This is a genomic window from Sphingobacterium haloxyli (genome assembly GCF_002980525.1).
GTDB lineage: Bacteria > Bacteroidota > Bacteroidia > Sphingobacteriales > Sphingobacteriaceae > Sphingobacterium > Sphingobacterium haloxyli.
The window spans coordinates 1-18,231 of record NZ_PVBQ01000016.1 but is presented as its reverse complement, the minus strand read 5'-3'; the positions used below and the strand labels follow the sequence as shown (position 1 = coordinate 18,231).

The following is an 18,231-nucleotide window of genomic DNA, read 5'->3' as shown; positions in this document are numbered from 1 at the left end:
GTATTTTTAATCAGCTTAAATATAATATTCATAGAAACTAAATTATTTTAAAAAAAATGGAAAACTACAACAAACTAAAAGAATTGGTAGCATCTATCGAAGGGGATGCAGATAAGTTCTTCAACAATGGTAATTCTGCTGCAGGGACACGTGTACGTAAAGGTTTACAAGAAATCAAAACCTTAGCGCAGGAAATCCGTAACGAAGTTACGGAGAAGAAAAACGCAGGAAAATAGTCTTTTGGCTTTTCGTTTATAGAATCCCGATTGGTATACACAATCGGGATTTTTTTTCGAGGACATTTTCGCTTCTCTAAAGAAACATCGCTGCTAATAACAAGTTAAATTGTTGGTCAGTCATCCAGCGTCCTAAAATGTCTTTCAACCGACCGTGTGCTTCTTTTCTTGTCATGGGCTGATCCCTTTTCCGACCAGTAACAGTTTTTATATTCGGAGCCCCAAACTTCACATCTGTAGCGTAGATATTGAAATGCTGTTCTGGCACAACCAATCCCAAAATCATTCCAGGAAGCCCATGTACCGTACCCGGTCCGGCAGACAACGGAATTTGATCGGTATAGAAAGCCACTACATACACGGAATCCAAGGTTACACCGTTTGCTCTTCGGCAATCATATCCTGCAATATTACGGTATTCATTTGTAATCTTCCATTTAACGTGAAGCAGTGAGTCCTGGATAAGAACCGGAGACCCTCCTATTTCAAAGGTGGATTTTGAAATAGATTTTGAAAGATCTTGATAGAGCGTCTGCTGGTAATCCAGCAAGCCTGACCTCAAAAGATTTGAAAGGATAGGATCATGGGTTTCGGCCACACTTTCCATACTCATTTCGCTTCCACGAAACGAGACTTTCTTTTTCAAAACAGCTGTTTCGGAAACCCTATCCATCAGCTCCTGATAATACGTCTTACCAAAATTATCATCCTTTAACGTGGAAATATGTCTTTTCAACAGGTTCTTAACATGCACCGTCTTATCGTATGTTATAGTTCCTTCCGTAGGGAAATATGCATGTTGCGCCGTTGTCTGTCCAGCGATCAGAACAATTGCGGTAATGGTCATCAATAAGATTGCGTTTCTCATTATTCTTTTCCTCCTTTCATGGATGTAAAGTCCCAACTAACCTTCAGCATAAAATACCGCGATATTGTGTTATAGGTGTTTTGCGAAATCATACTGCCCGACTGAAATCTTCTGAATCCCCTATTCTGGTTAAAAATATCATTAACATAGACGTCTACTACTAGGCTTTCATCTTTTAAGAACTTCTTGGATATTCCGGGCCTAAACAACAAGAGCTCAAACTTCTCGTTTAGCGCTTTCGTCGGTGCTTCGTAATTATAAGACATATCTCCGTAAAGACTAAGCTTCCACGGCAATTTCCATGAGTACCAAACATTGGTGCGATAAACAAACCCAGAGCTATTTAATTCAGGTTGTAAGGAGGTTTCCATTAATCGCCATCCCGGGTGGAAACCAACATTAAAATCAATATTTTTCGTTGTATTCTTGGAAAGATTCAGTCCAAAAGAATAGTCATAGTTTGTGTTCTCATTCAGCTGTGAATTGATATAATTATAAAAATTATTGTAACTTCCGTTCCCTGAAATACGTGCTTTCAACTGCATTTTCTTACTGACGTCGAAGCCTCCACCCAGCCAAATGCGGCCATTATTAGCTACATATCCATCTAGATTTTCATAAAATAATGTCCGCACGCCGTTTTCAATCATCACATTTTGTTGAATTGCGTTTTTAGTTTGTCGCCATTCCACGTCGACATATAAATTGGTGCCCTTCATCATATTATAATTGCTGTAATAAATGTTATATCGGTCGTTACGTGCCGGAGTCAGATCTTGATTCCCCACGACTATATTTAATGGATCCTGGTTCTGGCGAAGCGGCTGAATCTGCGAAAGCGAAGGCAGCGTATTCGAATGGTTATAGTGGAAACCAATCCTTTTATTGCTACTTAAATTATAACGCAATCTTGCCGACGGATTATACGTAAAAAAATCTCGGCTAGCGTTGAGGTCTTCATAATTATTTTGTTGGAACATATCGTCGTTCCTAAAATTGTTCGTAAAATTGACTTCAAACTTTTCCAGTTTATAATTAAAAGCGACATTCACCGCGTTTCTTACCGTATTGAAATTAAAATCGCTACTGAATTCCTCATCAAAATCCGTATAATTGCCATTGCCATCATTGTTATAAGAGGTATTGATAGCATGTGCCTTGGACATATTGTATTCATACCCAACCGAAGAGTTCAATTTGGAGGTAATCGGCTCGGTATACGTTAAGGAAGTGGTTATACTGTTCGATTGACGATTCATTTCTTTTCGCTGGTCAATAGGATCAGTCAATACATTTCCATCTTCATCATACGTGTTAAGGATCGAGTTCAAAAAGCCGGATCCGTTATTATCACTGATATTGCCTCCAAACCGAAAAGATGCCGAACGTCCGATTTTTTTGAATCGTCGAGTAAGATAACCGCGGTAGCTAAAATCTGTATTATCGGATATGGAGCTTTCCGTGCGTTCGTTCTCGTTTATAGCTTCACCGTCCTGGTTTCTAGACGAAGCTGTGGTATGGCTATTCGATTCTGATCTGCCTTTATTTGCTGATAGATTGAGTGTAAGCGTGGTCAACGAGTCTATTTTCCAGTCATATTTCGTATTAAAACGGTGTCTACGCGCATCGGTTTCTCTATTGGATGTACTGACCGTATTCAACTCCTCATTATCCGGCAAACTATTTCTAGATATAGAACTCTCTCCCACATCATTTTGAATCATACCATATTTATAACTCCCGTTCAGCTTATGCTTATTCTCTTTCCACGCGTCCAGAAAACTGACGCCCGTACTTAGTGCTTGCGGTCTACCCTTGCCATCCCAATAATCAAAACTATCACCAGATGAAATAAAATACATTCCTCCATCGTCGGTCATTCCCGACTCCATAGTTGACATGCCAAATTTTTCGGCTTCCTGCCAGTTCAAGCTTAAATTGCCATCATTTGCCCCCATGAGGTAAGCTCCTATTTTTTGGCTACCGTTAAATTTGTTAAGTGCAAGCTTTCCCAAATAGAAATCATCCGTTCCTCCTGCACCTTCAACCTTTCCAAACATCCCTTTTTTCGCATCCTCTTTTAATTTCACATTGATGGTCTGTATGCGTTCTCCGTCGTCCACACCCGTCCGTTCAGTTTCTTCCGATTTCTTCTCATATAGTTGCACTTTGTCTACCATATCTGAACGGATGTTGCGTGTCACGAGTGTCGGATCATCGCCGAAAAATTCCTCCCCATCCACCAGTACTTTCTCTACAGTTTTCCCTTGAGCGGTTATTTTTCCATCCGCATCCACCGAAATACCGGGTAGAACTTTTAGTAGATCCTCTACTTTAGCATTTTTTTCTACGACAAAACTCGAAGCGTCATATTCCGTCGTATCTCCTTTTATAACAACGGGGATCCTACCGGTTACGATAACCTCTTCAATTAGATGGCTCACACTCGTCAATTTCACATCCCCTAAATTCACGTCAGCATCTTCATCAATATGTTTAAAATAATCGCCGTATTTTGGATAGCTGATAATTAGCAAATACGGAATAGTATCTGGCTTGTGTAATTCAAATACGCCATTATCACCGGCTCTTGTGTGATCCACAAGGATAGAGTCTTTTGCCTGCAATAACATAATGGTAGCATTGCCAAGCGAGGTTTGGTCACTTTCATCCAGTACCTTACCCCTAATGTTGGTCTGTGCTCGTAAATGCGTGGCACAAGCCAGAAGCAAGAATACAAAAAGCGATATGGATAATCTTTTCATTAAATTGGTAGCTAAAATTCAAAAGTTTAACACATCTACGAAAATATCATAATTATATGACAATTTTTCTTTATTCTAAAAATTTAGCATTTTCTTAACATCTTTAAGATACCTCTTCAGCGATAAAAAAAATAAAACCTGCATAAATTACCATAAACAAAAGGAGATAAAACAATTTATTTTAATGAAAATTATAATTGGTACCTTTGTAAAAACACAAAATTATGCAAACAATAAAAGAATATGTCCAATCCAATAAGGATAGATTTTTAGAAGAATTATTCGCATTATTACGTTTCCCATCCATAAGTGCCGATCCCAAATACAAAGAAGACATCGTAAAAACGGCGAGCTTCGTGGCCGATAAGTTGAAACAAGCAGGCGCTGATAAAGTGGAAGTTTGTCCTACCGCCGGGAACCCCATCGTGTACGGAGAGAAAATAGTAGATCCTTCTCTTCCGACGGTTTTGGTATACGGCCACTATGACGTACAACCAGCCGATCCATTGGAATTGTGGGATACACCTCCCTTTGAACCGACTGTCCGGAATGGGAAAATCTACGCCAGAGGGGCTGCAGATGATAAGGGGCAGTTCTATATGCATGTCAAGGCATTTGAATACATGATGAAAAATAACGCTTTGACCTGTAACATTAAATTTATGATCGAAGGCGAAGAGGAAGTAGGTTCCGCGCATTTAGGCGACTTCGTTAAAGCCAACAAAGACCGTTTAAAGAACGATGTTATTGTCATTTCTGACACCTCGATGATCAGCCTTGAACAGCCGTCAATCGAAACCGGATTACGCGGACTTTCCTACGTAGAAGTAGAAGTAACGGGCCCTAGCCGCGATCTGCATTCCGGTGTATACGGGGGAGCGGTAGCGAATCCCGCAACGGTTCTCGCTAAGCTAATAGCTTCATTGCACGACGACAACAATCACATTGCTATTCCCGGGTTTTATGACGATGTGGTAGAATTAAGCAAAGAAGAAAGAGACGCATTGAACAAAGCACCTTTCGATATCGAGGAATACAAAACAGATTTAGGTATTGACGAGGTGTGGGGAGAAAAGGGTTATACGACCATCGAGCGCGCCGGAATCCGTCCTACGCTGGAGGTAAACGGTATATGGGGCGGCTATATCGGCGAAGGTGCAAAAACCGTATTACCTTCGAAAGCTTATGCTAAAATATCCATGCGATTGGTTCCTAATCAAAATTCCGAAAAGATCACCGACCTGTTCAAAAAACATTTTGAAGCTATCGCACCGGCTTATGTAAACGTGAAGGTAAAACCGCATCATGGTGGCGAGCCGGTGGTCACCCCGACAGACAGCATAGCGTACCGAGCGGCGGAAATGGCATTGGAAGAATCTTTCAATAAAAAACCCATTCCAACCCGTGGTGGTGGTTCCATTCCAATTGTCGCATTATTTGAAAAAGAGCTCAATGTAAAAACAGTGTTATTAGGTTTTGGCTTGGATAGTGATAATTTGCACTCGCCAAACGAAAAATATGGCATAGAAAACTATCTGAAGGGCATCGAAACCATTCCATTATTCTTCAAATATTATGCTGAATTAAACAAATAATAGCTTATAATTGTAGAGACGCCATATACAGCGTCTCTACCTTTTAAATATGGTCCGATTCTTAAGAAAGATCCATCTTTACGCCTATTTTGCTGCGGTCCTATTTTTCTTTTGTTTGGGCTATCCATTTCTATATTTTTACGCCCGAAATCCTAAAAAACATTATCGAAAACTTGTATTCTTTCGGAGATGGATAAGTTTGGCGGGAATCTATGCCGTCGGTATACGTGTCCAGGTAAAATACGAAACGCCTATTGACTGGTCCAAAAACTATGTCTTATGTGCCAATCACACTTCTTTTCTCGATATCACTATTTTAAACTACCTGTGTAAATATCCTTTTTCCTTTATGGGAAAAATAGAACTCTTAAATAATCCAATCACTCGTATATTCTTCCAGACCATTGATATTCCCCTCAAGCGGGACAGTAAAATATCGGCCTTTAAAGCTTATAAGAGGGCTCTTGAACTTCTTCGGGAGGGTAAGTCATTGGCTATTTTCCCAGAGGGAAAAATTGACGATAATTATCCTCCGGACTTGCACCACTTCAAATCCGGTGCTTTCCGAATGGCCAGTGAAAATCAGACCTCCATTCTTCCCATTGTCATTCAGGATGCTTGGCAAATATTATGGGATGACGGAAAAACCTACGGCACAAAACCTGGCGTCATCCATGTGAGCGTGCTAGCTCCTATTGCGCCCAACGCGGAAGGTAGTGAGGCGTTCAGCTCCTTGGAGGCCGAGGTATACCACAAAATGCGGGAAGCATGGAAAATCTATAACAAATAAATTGTATCTTAAGCCCACTTAACGCGAAACGCATGGAAGAACATTATTTAATTCAAATAGAAGATATTGGAAGAGAATACGTCATCGGAGCAGAAAGAATACATGCCCTCAAATCGGTATCGCTCAATATAAAAAAGGGTGAATTTGTAGCGCTAATGGGGCCATCGGGTTCTGGTAAATCCACGTTGATGAATATTTTAGGCTGTCTGGATACACCGACTAAAGGACAGTATATATTGAATAACATTAACGTTTCTGAGATGAGTGAGGACGAGTTGGCGGAGGTCCGTAACAAAGAAATCGGCTTTGTCTTTCAGACCTTCAATCTCTTACCTAAAAATTCAGCGTTGGAAAATGTGGCTCTTCCCTTGATTTATGCAGGCTATAATAAAAAGGCACGGGAAGAAAAGGCACTACATGCTTTAGAAAATGTGGGGTTGGGAAATCGCGTCGACCACAAACCCAACGAATTATCCGGTGGACAGCGGCAACGGGTAGCTGTAGCACGTGCGCTCATCAATGATCCTTCCATCATTCTGGCTGACGAACCCACAGGGAACCTGGACACCAAAACCTCCATCGAAATCATGGGACTCGTAGAAGACATACATGCAAGAGGCAACACGATTATCTTGGTAACCCATGAAGAGGATATTGCACAACATGCACATCGCATTGTCCGCATGCGCGACGGGCTTATTGAGGATGACTATCCGAATCCAGACATCAAATCTATACACCCTCGGCTTGATGCACTTAAAAAAAAGGGTTCTGATTTTGAAAATATATAATTTTATTTTACTGTATTACAATCAATTACATTGAAACGCAATTAATAACAATCGTTTGACTTGATTTAGTGGATAATAATGTTATTTTTGCGAAAAAAAGGGATTCACTAAAATAGTAGATATATGTATTGGACACTAGAACTTGCTTCACATTTGGAAGACGCGCCATGGCCAGCAACTAAAGATGAGTTAATTGACTATGGCATTCGTTCGGGGGCTCCAGTTGAGGTCATCGAAAATCTCCAAGCCCTGGAGGATGATGGAGAGCCTTACGAGAATATTGAAGAGATTTGGCCGGACTATCCTACAAAAGACGATTTCTTCTTTAACGAAGACGAGTATTAAAAAGGAGAAGGTATTAATCCTTCTCTTTGAAAAGCGGTCTTACTTAAAAAGCACGCTTTTTATGCAAAAAATATTACCAGTTTTTTTTCTTCTTTTCTGTTCTGTTCAGCTCATTACAGCACAATCTACGGAAACGACGGCCCAACATGATATCGCTCTTATTAAAGATTTCATCGCTGATATAGCGGATGAGACCCAACGACCGGACCTAATCTTAAGCAGGCATGTATTATTGGAGCAAACAGACACAGATGAAGGATACGACTATCTGGAGGCTAGTATAGAGGAAATACGTATTAATCTCCAACCAAAGAATCTCGATGAAATAGCGTATATTCCTTTTCAGTCCTTACCAAAACGGGAAACACGCGACATTGATCCAGAAGGAAAACCCACCGATAAGATGTATTTCTTGTGGTATCGGAAGCGTCAAATGCTCGCTGTATACATCGCACAGGATAAAATTGCATCTTTTACGCTCGTATCGAAAGGCAACAAAGCACATTTTGTGACTTATTAAAGAAGATCGTAAACGCTTTTTTGAATAATTTTTCACAATTTTCCTTGCATTTGATTAACAAATATTAGACATTTGCTATTAGATAGTGTTAAAAATGAAATTTAGTAATGTAAATAGAGCTTGGTGGTGGCACAACAGATAACGTTGTGGCAAAAACCTATTGCTTGAAATTTTTACATCAAAGGATAGTGGGCTTGCCTAAATTAGGCAAGCCTTTTTTTATAGACTTTTGTCCTGCATAATATGAAAGAAATACTAGCTCATTTATTTGAGTATAAAACATTCACAACCGAAGAAGCCTACAGTATTCTTACCAATATCGCGATGGGTAAGTATGACTCACATCAAGTAGCGGCGTTCATGACGACATACGGTATGCGAAGTATCCGCGTAGAGGAACTTAGCGGCTTTCGCAATGCCATGTACGACCTCTGTCAAAAGGTAGAATTTCCCGGATATGATTTGATTGATTTATGTGGTACCGGTGGTGATGGTAAAAACACCTTTAATATTTCCACGTTGGCATCCTTCGTTGTGGCGGGAGCAGGCTATCATGTGGCGAAACACGGCAACGTAGGGGTCTCTTCAGGCTGCGGTTCCTCCAATGTAATGGAACATCTAGGCTATTCATTTACGAATGATCGTGATAAGCTTCAGCGCCAGTTGGATGAAGCGCATATCTGCTTTTTGCATGCTCCGCTTTTTCACCCAGCTATGAAAACAGTTGCACCGATTCGACGTGCATTGGGTGTCAAAACATTCTTCAACATGCTAGGCCCCCTTACTAATCCTACAAATCCTAAGTTCCAAGCGGTGGGTGTTTTTAGCTTGGAACTTGCCCGGTTATACCATTATTTATATCAAGAAACATCCAAACAGTACAGCATTATCCATGCGCTCGACGGTTACGATGAAATATCGCTGACGGGCGATTTTAAAATTATCGATAATCAAGGCGAGAAATACATCACCGTAGAAGAGCTCGGTTTTTCCCCGGTAGCTTCGACCGATCTCGCCGGAGGAAACACCGTGGAAGACGCAGCTGCTATATTCCATCGCATAATTAGCGGAGAAGGAGATGAGAAACAGAATAACGTTGTATTGACCAATGCCGCTTTCGCCATAAAAACGATACATCCAGAAAAGACGTTCGGCGACTGCTATTATGAAGCAGAGTCATCCTTATTAGGTAAAAAAGCATTATATCGTTTTCAAAAGTTGATCTCTACGTGATATGAAGGAGTTAAAAATAAAAGTATGCGGTATGCGCGAACCGACAAACATTCAAGCACTCGCCTTGCTCCCTATCGACTATATGGGATTTATCTTTTATGAAAAATCCACTCGCTATACACTAGAACTTCCCAGTGTTTCCATTCCAACTTCAATAAAAAAAGTAGGCGTATTCGTAAATGCCGAGAAGGCATGTATAAATGAAAAAATCGCACAGGGGCTGCAAACTGTGCAATTGCACGGACAAGAATCACCTGCGTTCTGTGAACAACTAAAAAAAGAGCATATTGAAATCATCAAGGCTTTTGGGGTAGATACCGATACATCTTGGGAAGCCTTAGCGCCTTACGTGGGGATTGTCGATTATTTCCTGTTTGATACCAGCAGCCCCCAACACGGTGGAACAGGCCGCCCTTTTGACTGGGGACTATTAGAAAGTTATCCTTATGAAACCCCCTATTTTCTGAGTGGCGGACTCGACCTTACAAATATTCCAAACGCATTAGCCATCAAAGATGAACGCCTGATTGGTTTAGACATCAACTCCAGATTTGAGATCAGGCCGGGATTAAAAAACCTTGAAAAATTAAAAGAAGCATTGAAAATAATCAGACATGAGTAAATATCACGTAAATAAAAAAGGATATTATGGCCCATTCGGGGGTGCTTACATTCCCGAAATGCTATATCCTAATGTGGAAGAACTCCAACAAAAGTACATGGACATTATGCAGGAAGAGAGCTTTCTGCAAGAATTCCAGGAACTGCTGAAGGATTACGTAGGACGCCCCTCCCCGTTATATCTCGCCAAACGCTTATCAGCACGTTATGGTGCGAATATCTTTCTCAAGCGAGAAGACCTAAACCATACCGGAGCGCATAAAATCAACAATACGATCGGACAGATACTCCTCGCTGAGCGCTTAGGCAAAAAAAGGATCATAGCGGAAACAGGCGCCGGTCAACACGGTGTCGCAACGGCTACTGTATGCGCCCTAAAGGGATTAGAATGCGTAGTGTATATGGGTGAAATCGATATCCAGCGCCAAGCTCCTAACGTCGCACGCATGAAAATGATGGGTGCCACGGTAGTTGCTGCACAATCGGGGAGCAAAACGCTGAAAGACGCTACCAACGAAGCATTACGCGATTGGATAAATAATCCTATAGACACACATTATATTATTGGCTCGGTTGTAGGCCCACATCCTTATCCCGACTTAGTCGCTCGCTTTCAATCTATTATATCCGAAGAAACAAAGAAACAGCTCACCGAAAAAACGGGTAATAGTTCGCCGGATTACGTTCTTGCCTGTGTAGGCGGTGGTTCTAACGCAGCAGGAATGTTCTACCATTTTCTGGAAGATGAAGAAGTCCAGCTTATTGCCGTAGAAGCTGCCGGACACGGGGTAAAGAGTGGTGAGTCAGCAGCCACAACCGCTTTAGGCAAAGAAGGTGTGTTGCACGGAAGCCGTTCTATCCTGATGCAAACAGAAGATGGGCAAGTTGTTGAGCCTTACTCCATATCCGCCGGATTGGATTATCCGGGCATAGGACCCCAGCATGCGTGGTTATATAAAAGTGGGCGCGGAAAATATGTTAGTATTACAGATGATGAAGCGATGCAAGCTGGGTTATTGCTCACAAAATTGGAAGGTATCATACCCGCGATCGAAAGCTCACACGCCTTAGCTTATCTAGAAAAAATGACGTTTCATGGTAATGAGAACGTCGTGATTTGTTTATCGGGCCGTGGTGATAAGGATTTGGATAACTATATGAAATATTTTGGATTTTAAACACTATGCACACACAAGATATATTTAAAAGCGACGAATCAAATGGATTACTATCCATCTACTATACGGCTGGTTATCCGAATTTAGATAGTACAATTGCTATTGCAAAGAAGTTGGAAAGCGCAGGTGCAGATTTCCTCGAAATTGGTTTTCCCTATTCCGATCCGATAGCCGATGGACCAGTTATTCAACATAGTTCCGAGGTCGCCTTAAGGAATGGCATGACGCTGCAACGTCTTTTTCAACAACTGCAGGACTTAAGATCACACGTATCTATTCCTGTTTTTCTGATGGGATACTTTAACACCGTTCTACAATACGGCGTAGAGAACTTTTGCAAATCTTGCCAAGCGGTGGGCGTGAATGGTGCCATTATCCCGGATTTGCCCATATATGAATATGAGGAGCTATATCAAGATACGTTTAAAAAATATGGCATTAACAACATTTTCTTGGTCACGCCGCAGACATCCGAAGAAAGGATCCGAAAAATAGACAATCTCTCTCATAGCTTTATTTATCTTCTATCATCCAATGCCACCACAGGTAAAAATCTAGAAGTCGGAGTGCAAGCGGAACAGTATTTTCGACGTTTGAAGAATATGGACTTGAAGAATCCCCTTGTGATCGGTTTCGGCATCTCGGACCGCGAAACATTTCGAAAAGCAACCACTTATGCAAAGGGTGCGATTATTGGCAGTGCATTTGTTCGACTATTATCGGATGACGATTACATGAATAAGATCGAATCTTTTATTAAAGGGATCAAAACGCAATAGCTCGAATAAAGCGTTTGGCCTGTCCTTAACTCCGGTCTTAGGACGGGCTAAATTTGCAATATCATCAATCTGTTTTTGAACACAATTTTCCAGAGATAAAAATCTTTTCTATCTTTGTTATAATGAGAGCATTCTTATCGAGCATAGTTTTATTCTTTTACATGTTGACATGTACGGGAGCGACTATCTACATGCACCAATGCCATGGGGGATCGTTAATTATGCTACAGGATAACGCTGACGAACATCATCAAAGCTGTCCTATTTGCGTGGATCATGGACATGAAAAAGAAGCTTCTTCATCCCATGCCTGTAATACGAAGGGTGATGACTGTTGTAAAGACATCAAAATTGATCTAAAAAAAGGTCAAGAAAAGGTTGAAAGTGCACCTGCTGCTTTTAGTTTCTTGACATTATCACCAGCGACGCTTTCTATTATTTGGATAGTGGTTTTTCAGTCGCATTTTGACACACAAAAAGCAAGCACCGGACCTAGTCAGTTCTCAGTGGCAAAACGGTCTACACCGACTTATCTTCTCCACTGTAATTTCCGAATTTGATTTTTCGGGACTTCTAAAAATCCACATCTGCGCGTTACTTGAAAAAAAACTAAAATCCTCATTTACGCAAGTAAATCCAGGTTTTATTGTTTTCAAAAGCCTTAATCTACGAATTTTTAGAAATTCCCTCTATCGCAGCCGCAAATCAGCGTATTTGCATATTAACGTTTTAACAAACAATCAAATGACGAATAACAATGAAGCGAATATATAAAGGACTTATCACCTTATTTTTTATCAATATATATACAATCAGTTTTGCCCAGCAAGATAGCACCATCACTTTTGAAGTGGCAGGAAATTGCGCCATGTGTAAACAACGGATTGAGAAAGCAGCGAAAATAACAGGTGTTTCTAATGCCTCCTGGAATGTCCAAGACGGCATGGCAACAGTAAACTTCAATTCGAACGTTACGTCCTCCAATGATATTAAGCAGTCGATTGCTGACGCGGGACATGACACCGATGAAGTACGCGCAAAACAAGAAGTGTATGAAGCGCTTCACGAATGTTGTTTATATGATCGTCTTGGAGAGGAAAAAAGCCATAACGAATATAATGACGACCATCAGAACCATGACCATGAACACGTTGTTCGGGGCGTGGTGGTCCAGGAAAATAACCGGGGCGATCTCGCACCTATCGCGGGTGTCAACGTGCATTGGCTTGAAAATAAGGCGACGCAAAAACAAAGCAACGTAGAAGGCGTTTTTGACATCAAACATGAGAAAGGCTACAGACATCTGGTAATTACCTACGCGGGGATGCAGCCCGACACCGTCGAAGTAAAGAATCTGCACGAGATATTGGTCATCCATGCGAAGGACAATGTCTTAGGCGAAGTAGTCGTTTCCAGAAGACAACGTACAGCTTATGTGGATAAAATGAATGCCAACCGTGTAGAAACAATAACGGCAAGGGAACTATTCAAAGCAGCTTGTTGCGATCTCAGTGAGAGTTTTGAAACCAATGCATCGGTGGACGTAGTCGCAAGTGACGCCATAACGGGCGCTAAGCAAGTACAATTATTAGGCTTAAGCGGTATTTACACGCAGCTAACAGTCGAGAATCTTCCGGGTCCGCGGGGATTTGCTGCACCATTGGGTTTAAATAGTATGGCCGGGCCATGGATAGAAGCTATACACATCAGTAAAGGTATGGGGTCGGTGGCGAATGGCTTCGAAAGCATGTCGGGGCAGATTAATGTGGAATTAAAAAAACCACACGATACAGACCGACTTTATTTTAATGCATATGCTAACAATATGGGGCGTACGGATGTCAATTTAAACCTTGCACAAAGACTAAACGACAAATGGTCTGTCGGCCTTTTGTTACACGACAATTTCATGTACAACAAGAACATGAATTTTAGTAACAATGGTTTTAGAGACATGCCGGTAGGTAATACGTTTTCGGGTGTAAACAGATGGCATTACGAAGACGGCAAGGGCCTAATCGCGCAGTTTGGCATTAAGTATTTGAGCGACGATCGTACAGGAGGCGAAATCGATTTTAACAAAAATAGCGATAAGCTGACGACCGATCGGTATGGGTTGGGATTCGATATTGACCGCATAGAAGGTTTTGCTAAGATTGGTTACGTCTTTCCAAGCAACAAACTACGCAGTATCGGCTTGCAACTCGCCGGATCACATTTCCGTCAGAATAGTTTTTTCGGCTTAACGACCTATGACAATAAACAAAATAGCGGGTATGCGAACCTACTATACCAAGATGTTATAGGTAACGTGCAACATAAATACAGGGCTGGACTCTCAGTATCATACGACAAATACAATGAAAATATCTTACAACACGATTTTCATCGGACAGAAACCGTCTCGGGGGCATTTCTAGAATATACTTATGCTCCTACGGAGAAGTTCGATGCCGTCCTGGGTCTCCGCCAAGATTACAATAGTATTTACGGCTGGTTTACAACACCAAGAGCAGTACTTCGTTACGCGCCCACTAGTACAACTACGTTACGCTTAAGCTCCGGAAGAGGACAACGTACAGCTAACGTTTTTGCAGAAAACCTGGGCATATTTGCATCCAGCCGCGCAATAGACTACGAAAATCTCGGCACCAGTGACGGTACTGCCTACGGACTAGAACCCGAAGTATCTTGGAATACCGGCTTTACTTTTGATCAGGACTTCCGATTATTCGGCAGAGAATCAGGTGTATCCCTCGAGCTTTTCCATAACAATTTCACTAATCAGGTGGTGATAGATTGGGAGAACCCGAGAACAGTATCATTCTACAATTTGGACGGCAAGTCCTACTCCAATAGTTTACAAGCTGAATTTAGGTTTATGCCAGCACAACACTTCGAAACAAAGATGGCATATAGATTATTAGATGTGCAAACAGATTATAGAAACGGGCGTCTACAAAAACCATTGACAGCTAAGCATAGAGGATTCGTCAACATGGCTTACAATTTACACAGTGGATGGAGTTTTGACTACACGCTAAACATGGTTGGCAAAAAACGTCTGCCGTCTACTGTCGATAATCCGATTGAATATCAATTGGGAGCTTATTCCGACGCCTACGTAACTATGAATGCGCAAATTAGCAAAAGCTTCGGGGCAGAAAAAAACTTTACCATATATCTTGGTGGAGAAAATTTAACAAACTTTTATCAAAATAATCCGATTCTAGCATTTGAAGAGCCATTTGGCAGCCATTTCGACACGAACTTGTTATGGGGTCCGATAACAGGTCGAATGTTTTACACGGGGGTACGATATACTATTAAATAATATACCATAGGGGCAACTTTTTTGCCCCTATAATTTTTTCAGCTCTTGATATAGCCGTGCCGTCGGTAATCCCACCACATTGTCATATGAACCGGTAATAGTTTTTATTCCCGTATATCCAATCCATTCTTGAATACCATATGAGCCAGCCTTATCAAAAGGGTTATAGTTTTTAATATAATAGTCGATTTCTTCTTCGGATAAGGGATAGAATTCGACAGCGGTAGTCTCTACAAAGCTTTTTACACGGCCATGGTATTGCAATGCTACGGCGGTAAACACTTCGTGGCGGTCTCCTTGTAATCTACTCAACATCTGAAATGCTTCTTTTTTCTCACGAGGTTTCCCCAAGATTTTGTCTTTGTGTACGACCACCGTATCTGCCGTAATAACCAATGTGTCGTAAAATGTAGTACTGTCAAAACCTCGCATTTTATGAACAGCAATATACTCTACTATTTCGTGAGGAGATTGCCGTGCATCAAAATGCTCATCTGTCTCCTTGACAATAACCTGAAAATCAAAACCCATCTTTTGCAGGAGTTCTTTCCGGCGGGGTGATTGCGAACCTAAAACTATAGGTATATCTTTGAACTTCTGGATTAACATCTAAATACTTTTTATATTATCGTCGTCATACCATTTATTTTGCAATTTTAAGATTTTTTCAATTACGTCTCGAACGCAACCTCCGCCACCAAGCTTTGGAGAGACATAATGTGCTACAGCTTTTATCTCCTCCACCGCGTCTTGCGGACACATCGCCAGTCCTACTAGTTTCAAGCATTCCAGATCCGGCATATCGTCTCCCATAAAACCTACTTCCGATAATGCGACATCGTAACGCCGAATAATTTCTTGCATTAATGTCAATTTATCTACTACACCGAGAAAAACGTCTTCTACGCCAAGACCACGAAGACGGTGTATCACACCCTGCGACTTCCCTCCACTGATCACGGCGATCCGAAGCCCGTGTTTTATTGCCAATTGAATAGCATAGCCATCTTTAACGGAGAACCGTCTCAGTTGCTCACCTTGCTCGGTAACAAGTACTGAGCCGTCTGTAAGCACGCCATCAATATCCAAAAAAAGAACCTTGATGTGAACAAAACGTTGTAAAATCATAAAGTAACTAATCGATAAAAGTCAAAATCTTATTTAAATACGCCATATCATCAAAAATTTGTCACATATTGATTGCAAACACAACTAACCTTGGAATACGCTTGACAAATATCAATTTTCGACGTACTTTTGTATCGTAATCAATAAGCAAGAGCGCTATAAATGATTACAGCATAAAAATTGTCTTTTCATAATTTAGGTTTATAATTGGTTAGTAGCAAACCCTGGCGCCCATCGCCAGGGTTTTGTTTTATGAACAACGTTAATGTTATCCTTTCGTCTACGATTTTCCTTTGTCACCCGATGTAGGTTTGGAAATAGACGAGCGCATATCTGTATCAGCCTGTATATTCTGCATTTTATAGTAATCCATTATACCCAGATTGCCACTACGAAAAGCTTCCGCCATAGCTAATGGCACTTGCGACTCTGCTTCTATTACTTTCGCTCTTGCCTCCTGGGCTTTAGCACGCATTTCCTGTTCGGTAGCAACAGCCATAGCACGACGTTCCTCCGCCCTTGCATTTGCCACTTTCAAATCGGCTTCTGCCTGATCTGTTTGTAATTTCGCACCAACGTTTTCCCCAATATTAATATCGGCGATATCAATGGAAAGAATCTCAAACGCGGTTCCCGAATCGAGACCTTTGGATAAGACCGTTTTAGATATCCGGTCCGGGCTTTCCAGTACCTCCTTATGATTCAATGCCGAACCTATCGTCGAGACAATACCTTCTCCCACACGGGCAAGGATCGTTTCTTCGCCCGCACCACCGACCAGCTGGTTAATATTGGCGCGCACCGTTACTCTTGCCTTCGCAATCAACTGTATACCATCTTTAGCCACTGCCGCTACCGGCGGTGTGTTGATAACATTCGGATTCACGGACAGCTGGACCGCGTCAAAAACATCCCGCCCTGCAAGATCAATCGCAGTTGCCAATTTAAAATCGAGCGGAATATTTGCTTTATCCGCAGAGATGAGTGCTTTGATCACTTTATTTACATTGCCTCCGGCAAGATAATGCGTTTCGATTTCATTGCTAGAGATACGGAGCCCCGCTTTTGACGATATAATCATTGCATTCGACACCAACGCCGGCGGTACTCTCCGTAAGCGCATCAACACCAGATTCAAAAGACTGATTCTCACATTGGAAAGTTGAGCCGTGAACCAAAGGTTTACCGGCAATAGATACAGTAGCAGGAAAAAGGCTATAACTCCCCCTACCACTATTAAAATTAAACTAATTTCAGAACCCATAAGATATTCATTTTTAAGTAACTTCTTAAAGATATCATTTTATTTTCTATTTTTGTTCAAAGAGCATACGTTAAACTATTTTAATTTACATAAAATGAGAAAATTATTTGTTTTTCCAGCGATTGCTATCGCATTGTCGTTCGCGGCATGTGGCGGTTCTGAAAATAAAAACAATTCAGCTACAACAGAAGAAACGGCTACAACCAGCTCGGACGGTGCCGCAACAGAAACCGTTCCCGGTATCGAAAACGTAGAATTATCAAATAAAATTGTCGTCGAAGGTAACGACCAAATGAAGTTTGATAAAGAGCTGTTACGCGTGAAAGCTGGCGAAGAAGTTGAATTGACGCTAAAAAATGTAGGTGAATTGCCTAAGGAATCGATGGGGCATAATTTCGTGGTATTGGCTTCAGGAGTGGACGTAGCGACATTTGGCTCAGAGGCTGTTGCTGCTGCTGACAATGACTATATTCCTAAAACATCGTTAAGCTCTGTCGTGGCGCACACGAAACTACTAGGACCAGGTGAAGAGGACAAAATTACGTTTACATTAGAAAAGGGCGTATACACATTCATATGTAGTTTTCCAGGGCATTTCGGTGTAATGCAGGGTAAAATCGTTGCCGAATAATAAGATATTCATAAACAGCTTGAAAAAAAAGAGGCTGTCTCAAAAGTAATTTTTGAGCAGCCTTTTTTTATTTTCTACTATTCTCCACATTATTTCTATTTTTTGTTGATATTTTATTCATCTATCCTGTTGTATATCAGCGTTCTGATCCCT

General features: G+C 41.3%; 18 protein-coding genes. 13 read left to right on the top strand and 5 right to left on the bottom strand.

Annotated features, from left to right (window positions below; all coding sequences use genetic code 11):
- Nucleotides 1-56 precede the first annotated feature (56 nt).
- Nucleotides 57-236 (top strand): histone H1, encoded by a 180-nt coding sequence (locus tag C5745_RS16400; RefSeq protein ID WP_105718100.1) that lies wholly within the window; start codon nt 57-59, stop codon nt 234-236.
- A gap of 76 nt (nt 237-312) precedes the next feature.
- On the opposite strand, the gene C5745_RS16395 is transcribed toward C5745_RS16400, so the two are convergent.
- Nucleotides 313-1,104 (bottom strand): GLPGLI family protein, encoded by a 792-nt coding sequence (locus C5745_RS16395; protein ID WP_105718099.1) that lies wholly within the window; start codon nt 1,102-1,104, stop codon nt 313-315.
- Complete coding sequence (locus tag C5745_RS16390) at nt 1,104-3,869, bottom strand: outer membrane beta-barrel protein (protein WP_105718098.1); 2,766 nt, start codon at nt 3,867-3,869, stop codon at nt 1,104-1,106. Before C5745_RS16390 ends, C5745_RS16395 begins: the two co-directional genes overlap by 1 nt.
- A 224-nt stretch (nt 3,870-4,093) precedes the next feature.
- Between C5745_RS16390 and C5745_RS16385 the strand changes: the two genes are divergently transcribed.
- The 11 genes from C5745_RS16385 (at nt 4,094) to C5745_RS16335 (ending at nt 15,055) form a co-directional block, all read left to right on the top strand.
- A complete protein-coding gene (locus tag C5745_RS16385; protein ID WP_105718097.1) occupies nt 4,094-5,464 on the top strand; it encodes a dipeptidase in 1,371 nt (456 codons plus the stop codon).
- Between the two features lie 199 nt (nt 5,465-5,663).
- The gene (locus C5745_RS16380; protein ID WP_165793114.1) at nt 5,664-6,254 is read left to right on the top strand and encodes a lysophospholipid acyltransferase family protein; all 591 of its coding nucleotides are present in this window, start codon (nt 5,664-5,666) and stop codon (nt 6,252-6,254) included.
- 32 nt (nt 6,255-6,286) lie between these two features.
- Nucleotides 6,287-7,045: an ABC transporter ATP-binding protein gene (locus tag C5745_RS16375; protein WP_105718095.1), complete on the top strand. Its 759-nt coding sequence runs from the start codon at nt 6,287-6,289 to the stop codon at nt 7,043-7,045.
- Between the two features lie 123 nt (nt 7,046-7,168).
- Nucleotides 7,169-7,390 carry a DUF2795 domain-containing protein gene (locus C5745_RS16370; RefSeq protein ID WP_017258669.1) on the top strand — a complete coding sequence of 74 codons (222 nt, stop codon included), beginning with the start codon at nt 7,169-7,171 and terminating at the stop codon, nt 7,388-7,390.
- Between the two features lie 61 nt (nt 7,391-7,451).
- Nucleotides 7,452-7,910, top strand: coding sequence for a hypothetical protein (locus C5745_RS16365; RefSeq protein WP_105718094.1), 459 nt, complete (start codon nt 7,452-7,454; stop codon nt 7,908-7,910).
- Nucleotides 7,911-8,153: 243 nt separating this feature from the next.
- Nucleotides 8,154-9,143 (top strand): anthranilate phosphoribosyltransferase, encoded by a 990-nt coding sequence (gene trpD, locus C5745_RS16360; RefSeq protein ID WP_105718093.1) that lies wholly within the window; start codon nt 8,154-8,156, stop codon nt 9,141-9,143.
- Nucleotides 9,144-9,174: 31 nt separating this feature from the next.
- Nucleotides 9,175-9,765 carry a phosphoribosylanthranilate isomerase gene (locus C5745_RS16355; RefSeq protein ID WP_243403378.1) on the top strand — a complete coding sequence of 197 codons (591 nt, stop codon included), beginning with the start codon at nt 9,175-9,177 and terminating at the stop codon, nt 9,763-9,765.
- Nucleotides 9,758-10,942, top strand: coding sequence for a tryptophan synthase subunit beta (gene trpB / locus C5745_RS16350; RefSeq protein ID WP_105718091.1), 1,185 nt, complete (start codon nt 9,758-9,760; stop codon nt 10,940-10,942). The genes C5745_RS16355 and trpB overlap by 8 nt, the downstream gene beginning before the upstream one ends.
- 5 nt (nt 10,943-10,947) lie before the next feature.
- Nucleotides 10,948-11,721 (top strand): tryptophan synthase subunit alpha, encoded by a 774-nt coding sequence (gene trpA, locus C5745_RS16345; RefSeq protein WP_105718090.1) that lies wholly within the window; start codon nt 10,948-10,950, stop codon nt 11,719-11,721.
- Nucleotides 11,722-11,942: 221 nt separating this feature from the next.
- Nucleotides 11,943-12,281, top strand: coding sequence for a hypothetical protein (locus C5745_RS16340; RefSeq protein WP_133166363.1), 339 nt, complete (start codon nt 11,943-11,945; stop codon nt 12,279-12,281).
- A 197-nt stretch (nt 12,282-12,478) separates the two neighbouring features.
- Nucleotides 12,479-15,055 carry a TonB-dependent receptor domain-containing protein gene (locus C5745_RS16335; RefSeq protein WP_105718088.1) on the top strand — a complete coding sequence of 859 codons (2,577 nt, stop codon included), beginning with the start codon at nt 12,479-12,481 and terminating at the stop codon, nt 15,053-15,055.
- Between the two features lie 27 nt (nt 15,056-15,082).
- On the opposite strand, the gene C5745_RS16330 is transcribed toward C5745_RS16335, so the two are convergent.
- The 3 genes from C5745_RS16330 to floA form a co-directional block, all read right to left on the bottom strand.
- Nucleotides 15,083-15,664, bottom strand: coding sequence for a Maf family protein (locus C5745_RS16330; protein ID WP_105718087.1), 582 nt, complete (start codon nt 15,662-15,664; stop codon nt 15,083-15,085).
- Nucleotides 15,665-16,183 carry a KdsC family phosphatase gene (locus C5745_RS16325; RefSeq protein WP_105718086.1) on the bottom strand — a complete coding sequence of 173 codons (519 nt, stop codon included), beginning with the start codon at nt 16,181-16,183 and terminating at the stop codon, nt 15,665-15,667.
- Nucleotides 16,184-16,463: 280 nt separating this feature from the next.
- Nucleotides 16,464-17,447: a flotillin-like protein FloA gene (gene floA, locus C5745_RS16320; protein ID WP_105718085.1), complete on the bottom strand. Its 984-nt coding sequence runs from the start codon at nt 17,445-17,447 to the stop codon at nt 16,464-16,466.
- A 94-nt stretch (nt 17,448-17,541) separates the two neighbouring features.
- Here floA and C5745_RS16315 point away from each other — a divergent pair, with 94 nt between their 5' ends.
- Entirely contained in the window at nt 17,542-18,078 is a 537-nt protein-coding gene (locus C5745_RS16315) for a plastocyanin/azurin family copper-binding protein (RefSeq protein ID WP_105718084.1), read from the top strand.
- The last annotated feature ends 153 nt before the right edge of the window (nt 18,079-18,231 follow it).

What these genes read in the sequence shown, in the direction of transcription:
- C5745_RS16390 (WP_105718098.1), bottom strand. Translation starts at nt 3,869, where the DNA reads ATGAAAAGATTATCCATATCGCTTTTTGTATTCTTGCTTCTGGCTTGT.
- C5745_RS16355 (WP_243403378.1), top strand. Translation starts at nt 9,175, where the DNA reads ATGCGCGAACCGACAAACATTCAAGCACTCGCCTTGCTCCCTATCGAC.
- trpA (WP_105718090.1), top strand. Translation starts at nt 10,948, where the DNA reads ATGCACACACAAGATATATTTAAAAGCGACGAATCAAATGGATTACTA.
- C5745_RS16325 (WP_105718086.1), bottom strand. Translation starts at nt 16,183, where the DNA reads ATGATTTTACAACGTTTTGTTCACATCAAGGTTCTTTTTTTGGATATT.
- C5745_RS16365 (WP_105718094.1), top strand. Translation starts at nt 7,452, where the DNA reads ATGCAAAAAATATTACCAGTTTTTTTTCTTCTTTTCTGTTCTGTTCAG.
- C5745_RS16315 (WP_105718084.1), top strand. Translation starts at nt 17,542, where the DNA reads ATGAGAAAATTATTTGTTTTTCCAGCGATTGCTATCGCATTGTCGTTC.
- C5745_RS16340 (WP_133166363.1), top strand. Translation starts at nt 11,943, where the DNA reads ATGCTACAGGATAACGCTGACGAACATCATCAAAGCTGTCCTATTTGC.
- C5745_RS16400 (WP_105718100.1), top strand. Translation starts at nt 57, where the DNA reads ATGGAAAACTACAACAAACTAAAAGAATTGGTAGCATCTATCGAAGGG.
- trpD (WP_105718093.1), top strand. Translation starts at nt 8,154, where the DNA reads ATGAAAGAAATACTAGCTCATTTATTTGAGTATAAAACATTCACAACC.
- C5745_RS16385 (WP_105718097.1), top strand. Translation starts at nt 4,094, where the DNA reads ATGCAAACAATAAAAGAATATGTCCAATCCAATAAGGATAGATTTTTA.
- C5745_RS16370 (WP_017258669.1), top strand. Translation starts at nt 7,169, where the DNA reads ATGTATTGGACACTAGAACTTGCTTCACATTTGGAAGACGCGCCATGG.
- C5745_RS16375 (WP_105718095.1), top strand. Translation starts at nt 6,287, where the DNA reads ATGGAAGAACATTATTTAATTCAAATAGAAGATATTGGAAGAGAATAC.
- floA (WP_105718085.1), bottom strand. Translation starts at nt 17,447, where the DNA reads ATGGGTTCTGAAATTAGTTTAATTTTAATAGTGGTAGGGGGAGTTATA.
- C5745_RS16335 (WP_105718088.1), top strand. Translation starts at nt 12,479, where the DNA reads ATGAAGCGAATATATAAAGGACTTATCACCTTATTTTTTATCAATATA.
- C5745_RS16330 (WP_105718087.1), bottom strand. Translation starts at nt 15,664, where the DNA reads ATGTTAATCCAGAAGTTCAAAGATATACCTATAGTTTTAGGTTCGCAA.
- trpB (WP_105718091.1), top strand. Translation starts at nt 9,758, where the DNA reads ATGAGTAAATATCACGTAAATAAAAAAGGATATTATGGCCCATTCGGG.
- C5745_RS16395 (WP_105718099.1), bottom strand. Translation starts at nt 1,104, where the DNA reads ATGAGAAACGCAATCTTATTGATGACCATTACCGCAATTGTTCTGATC.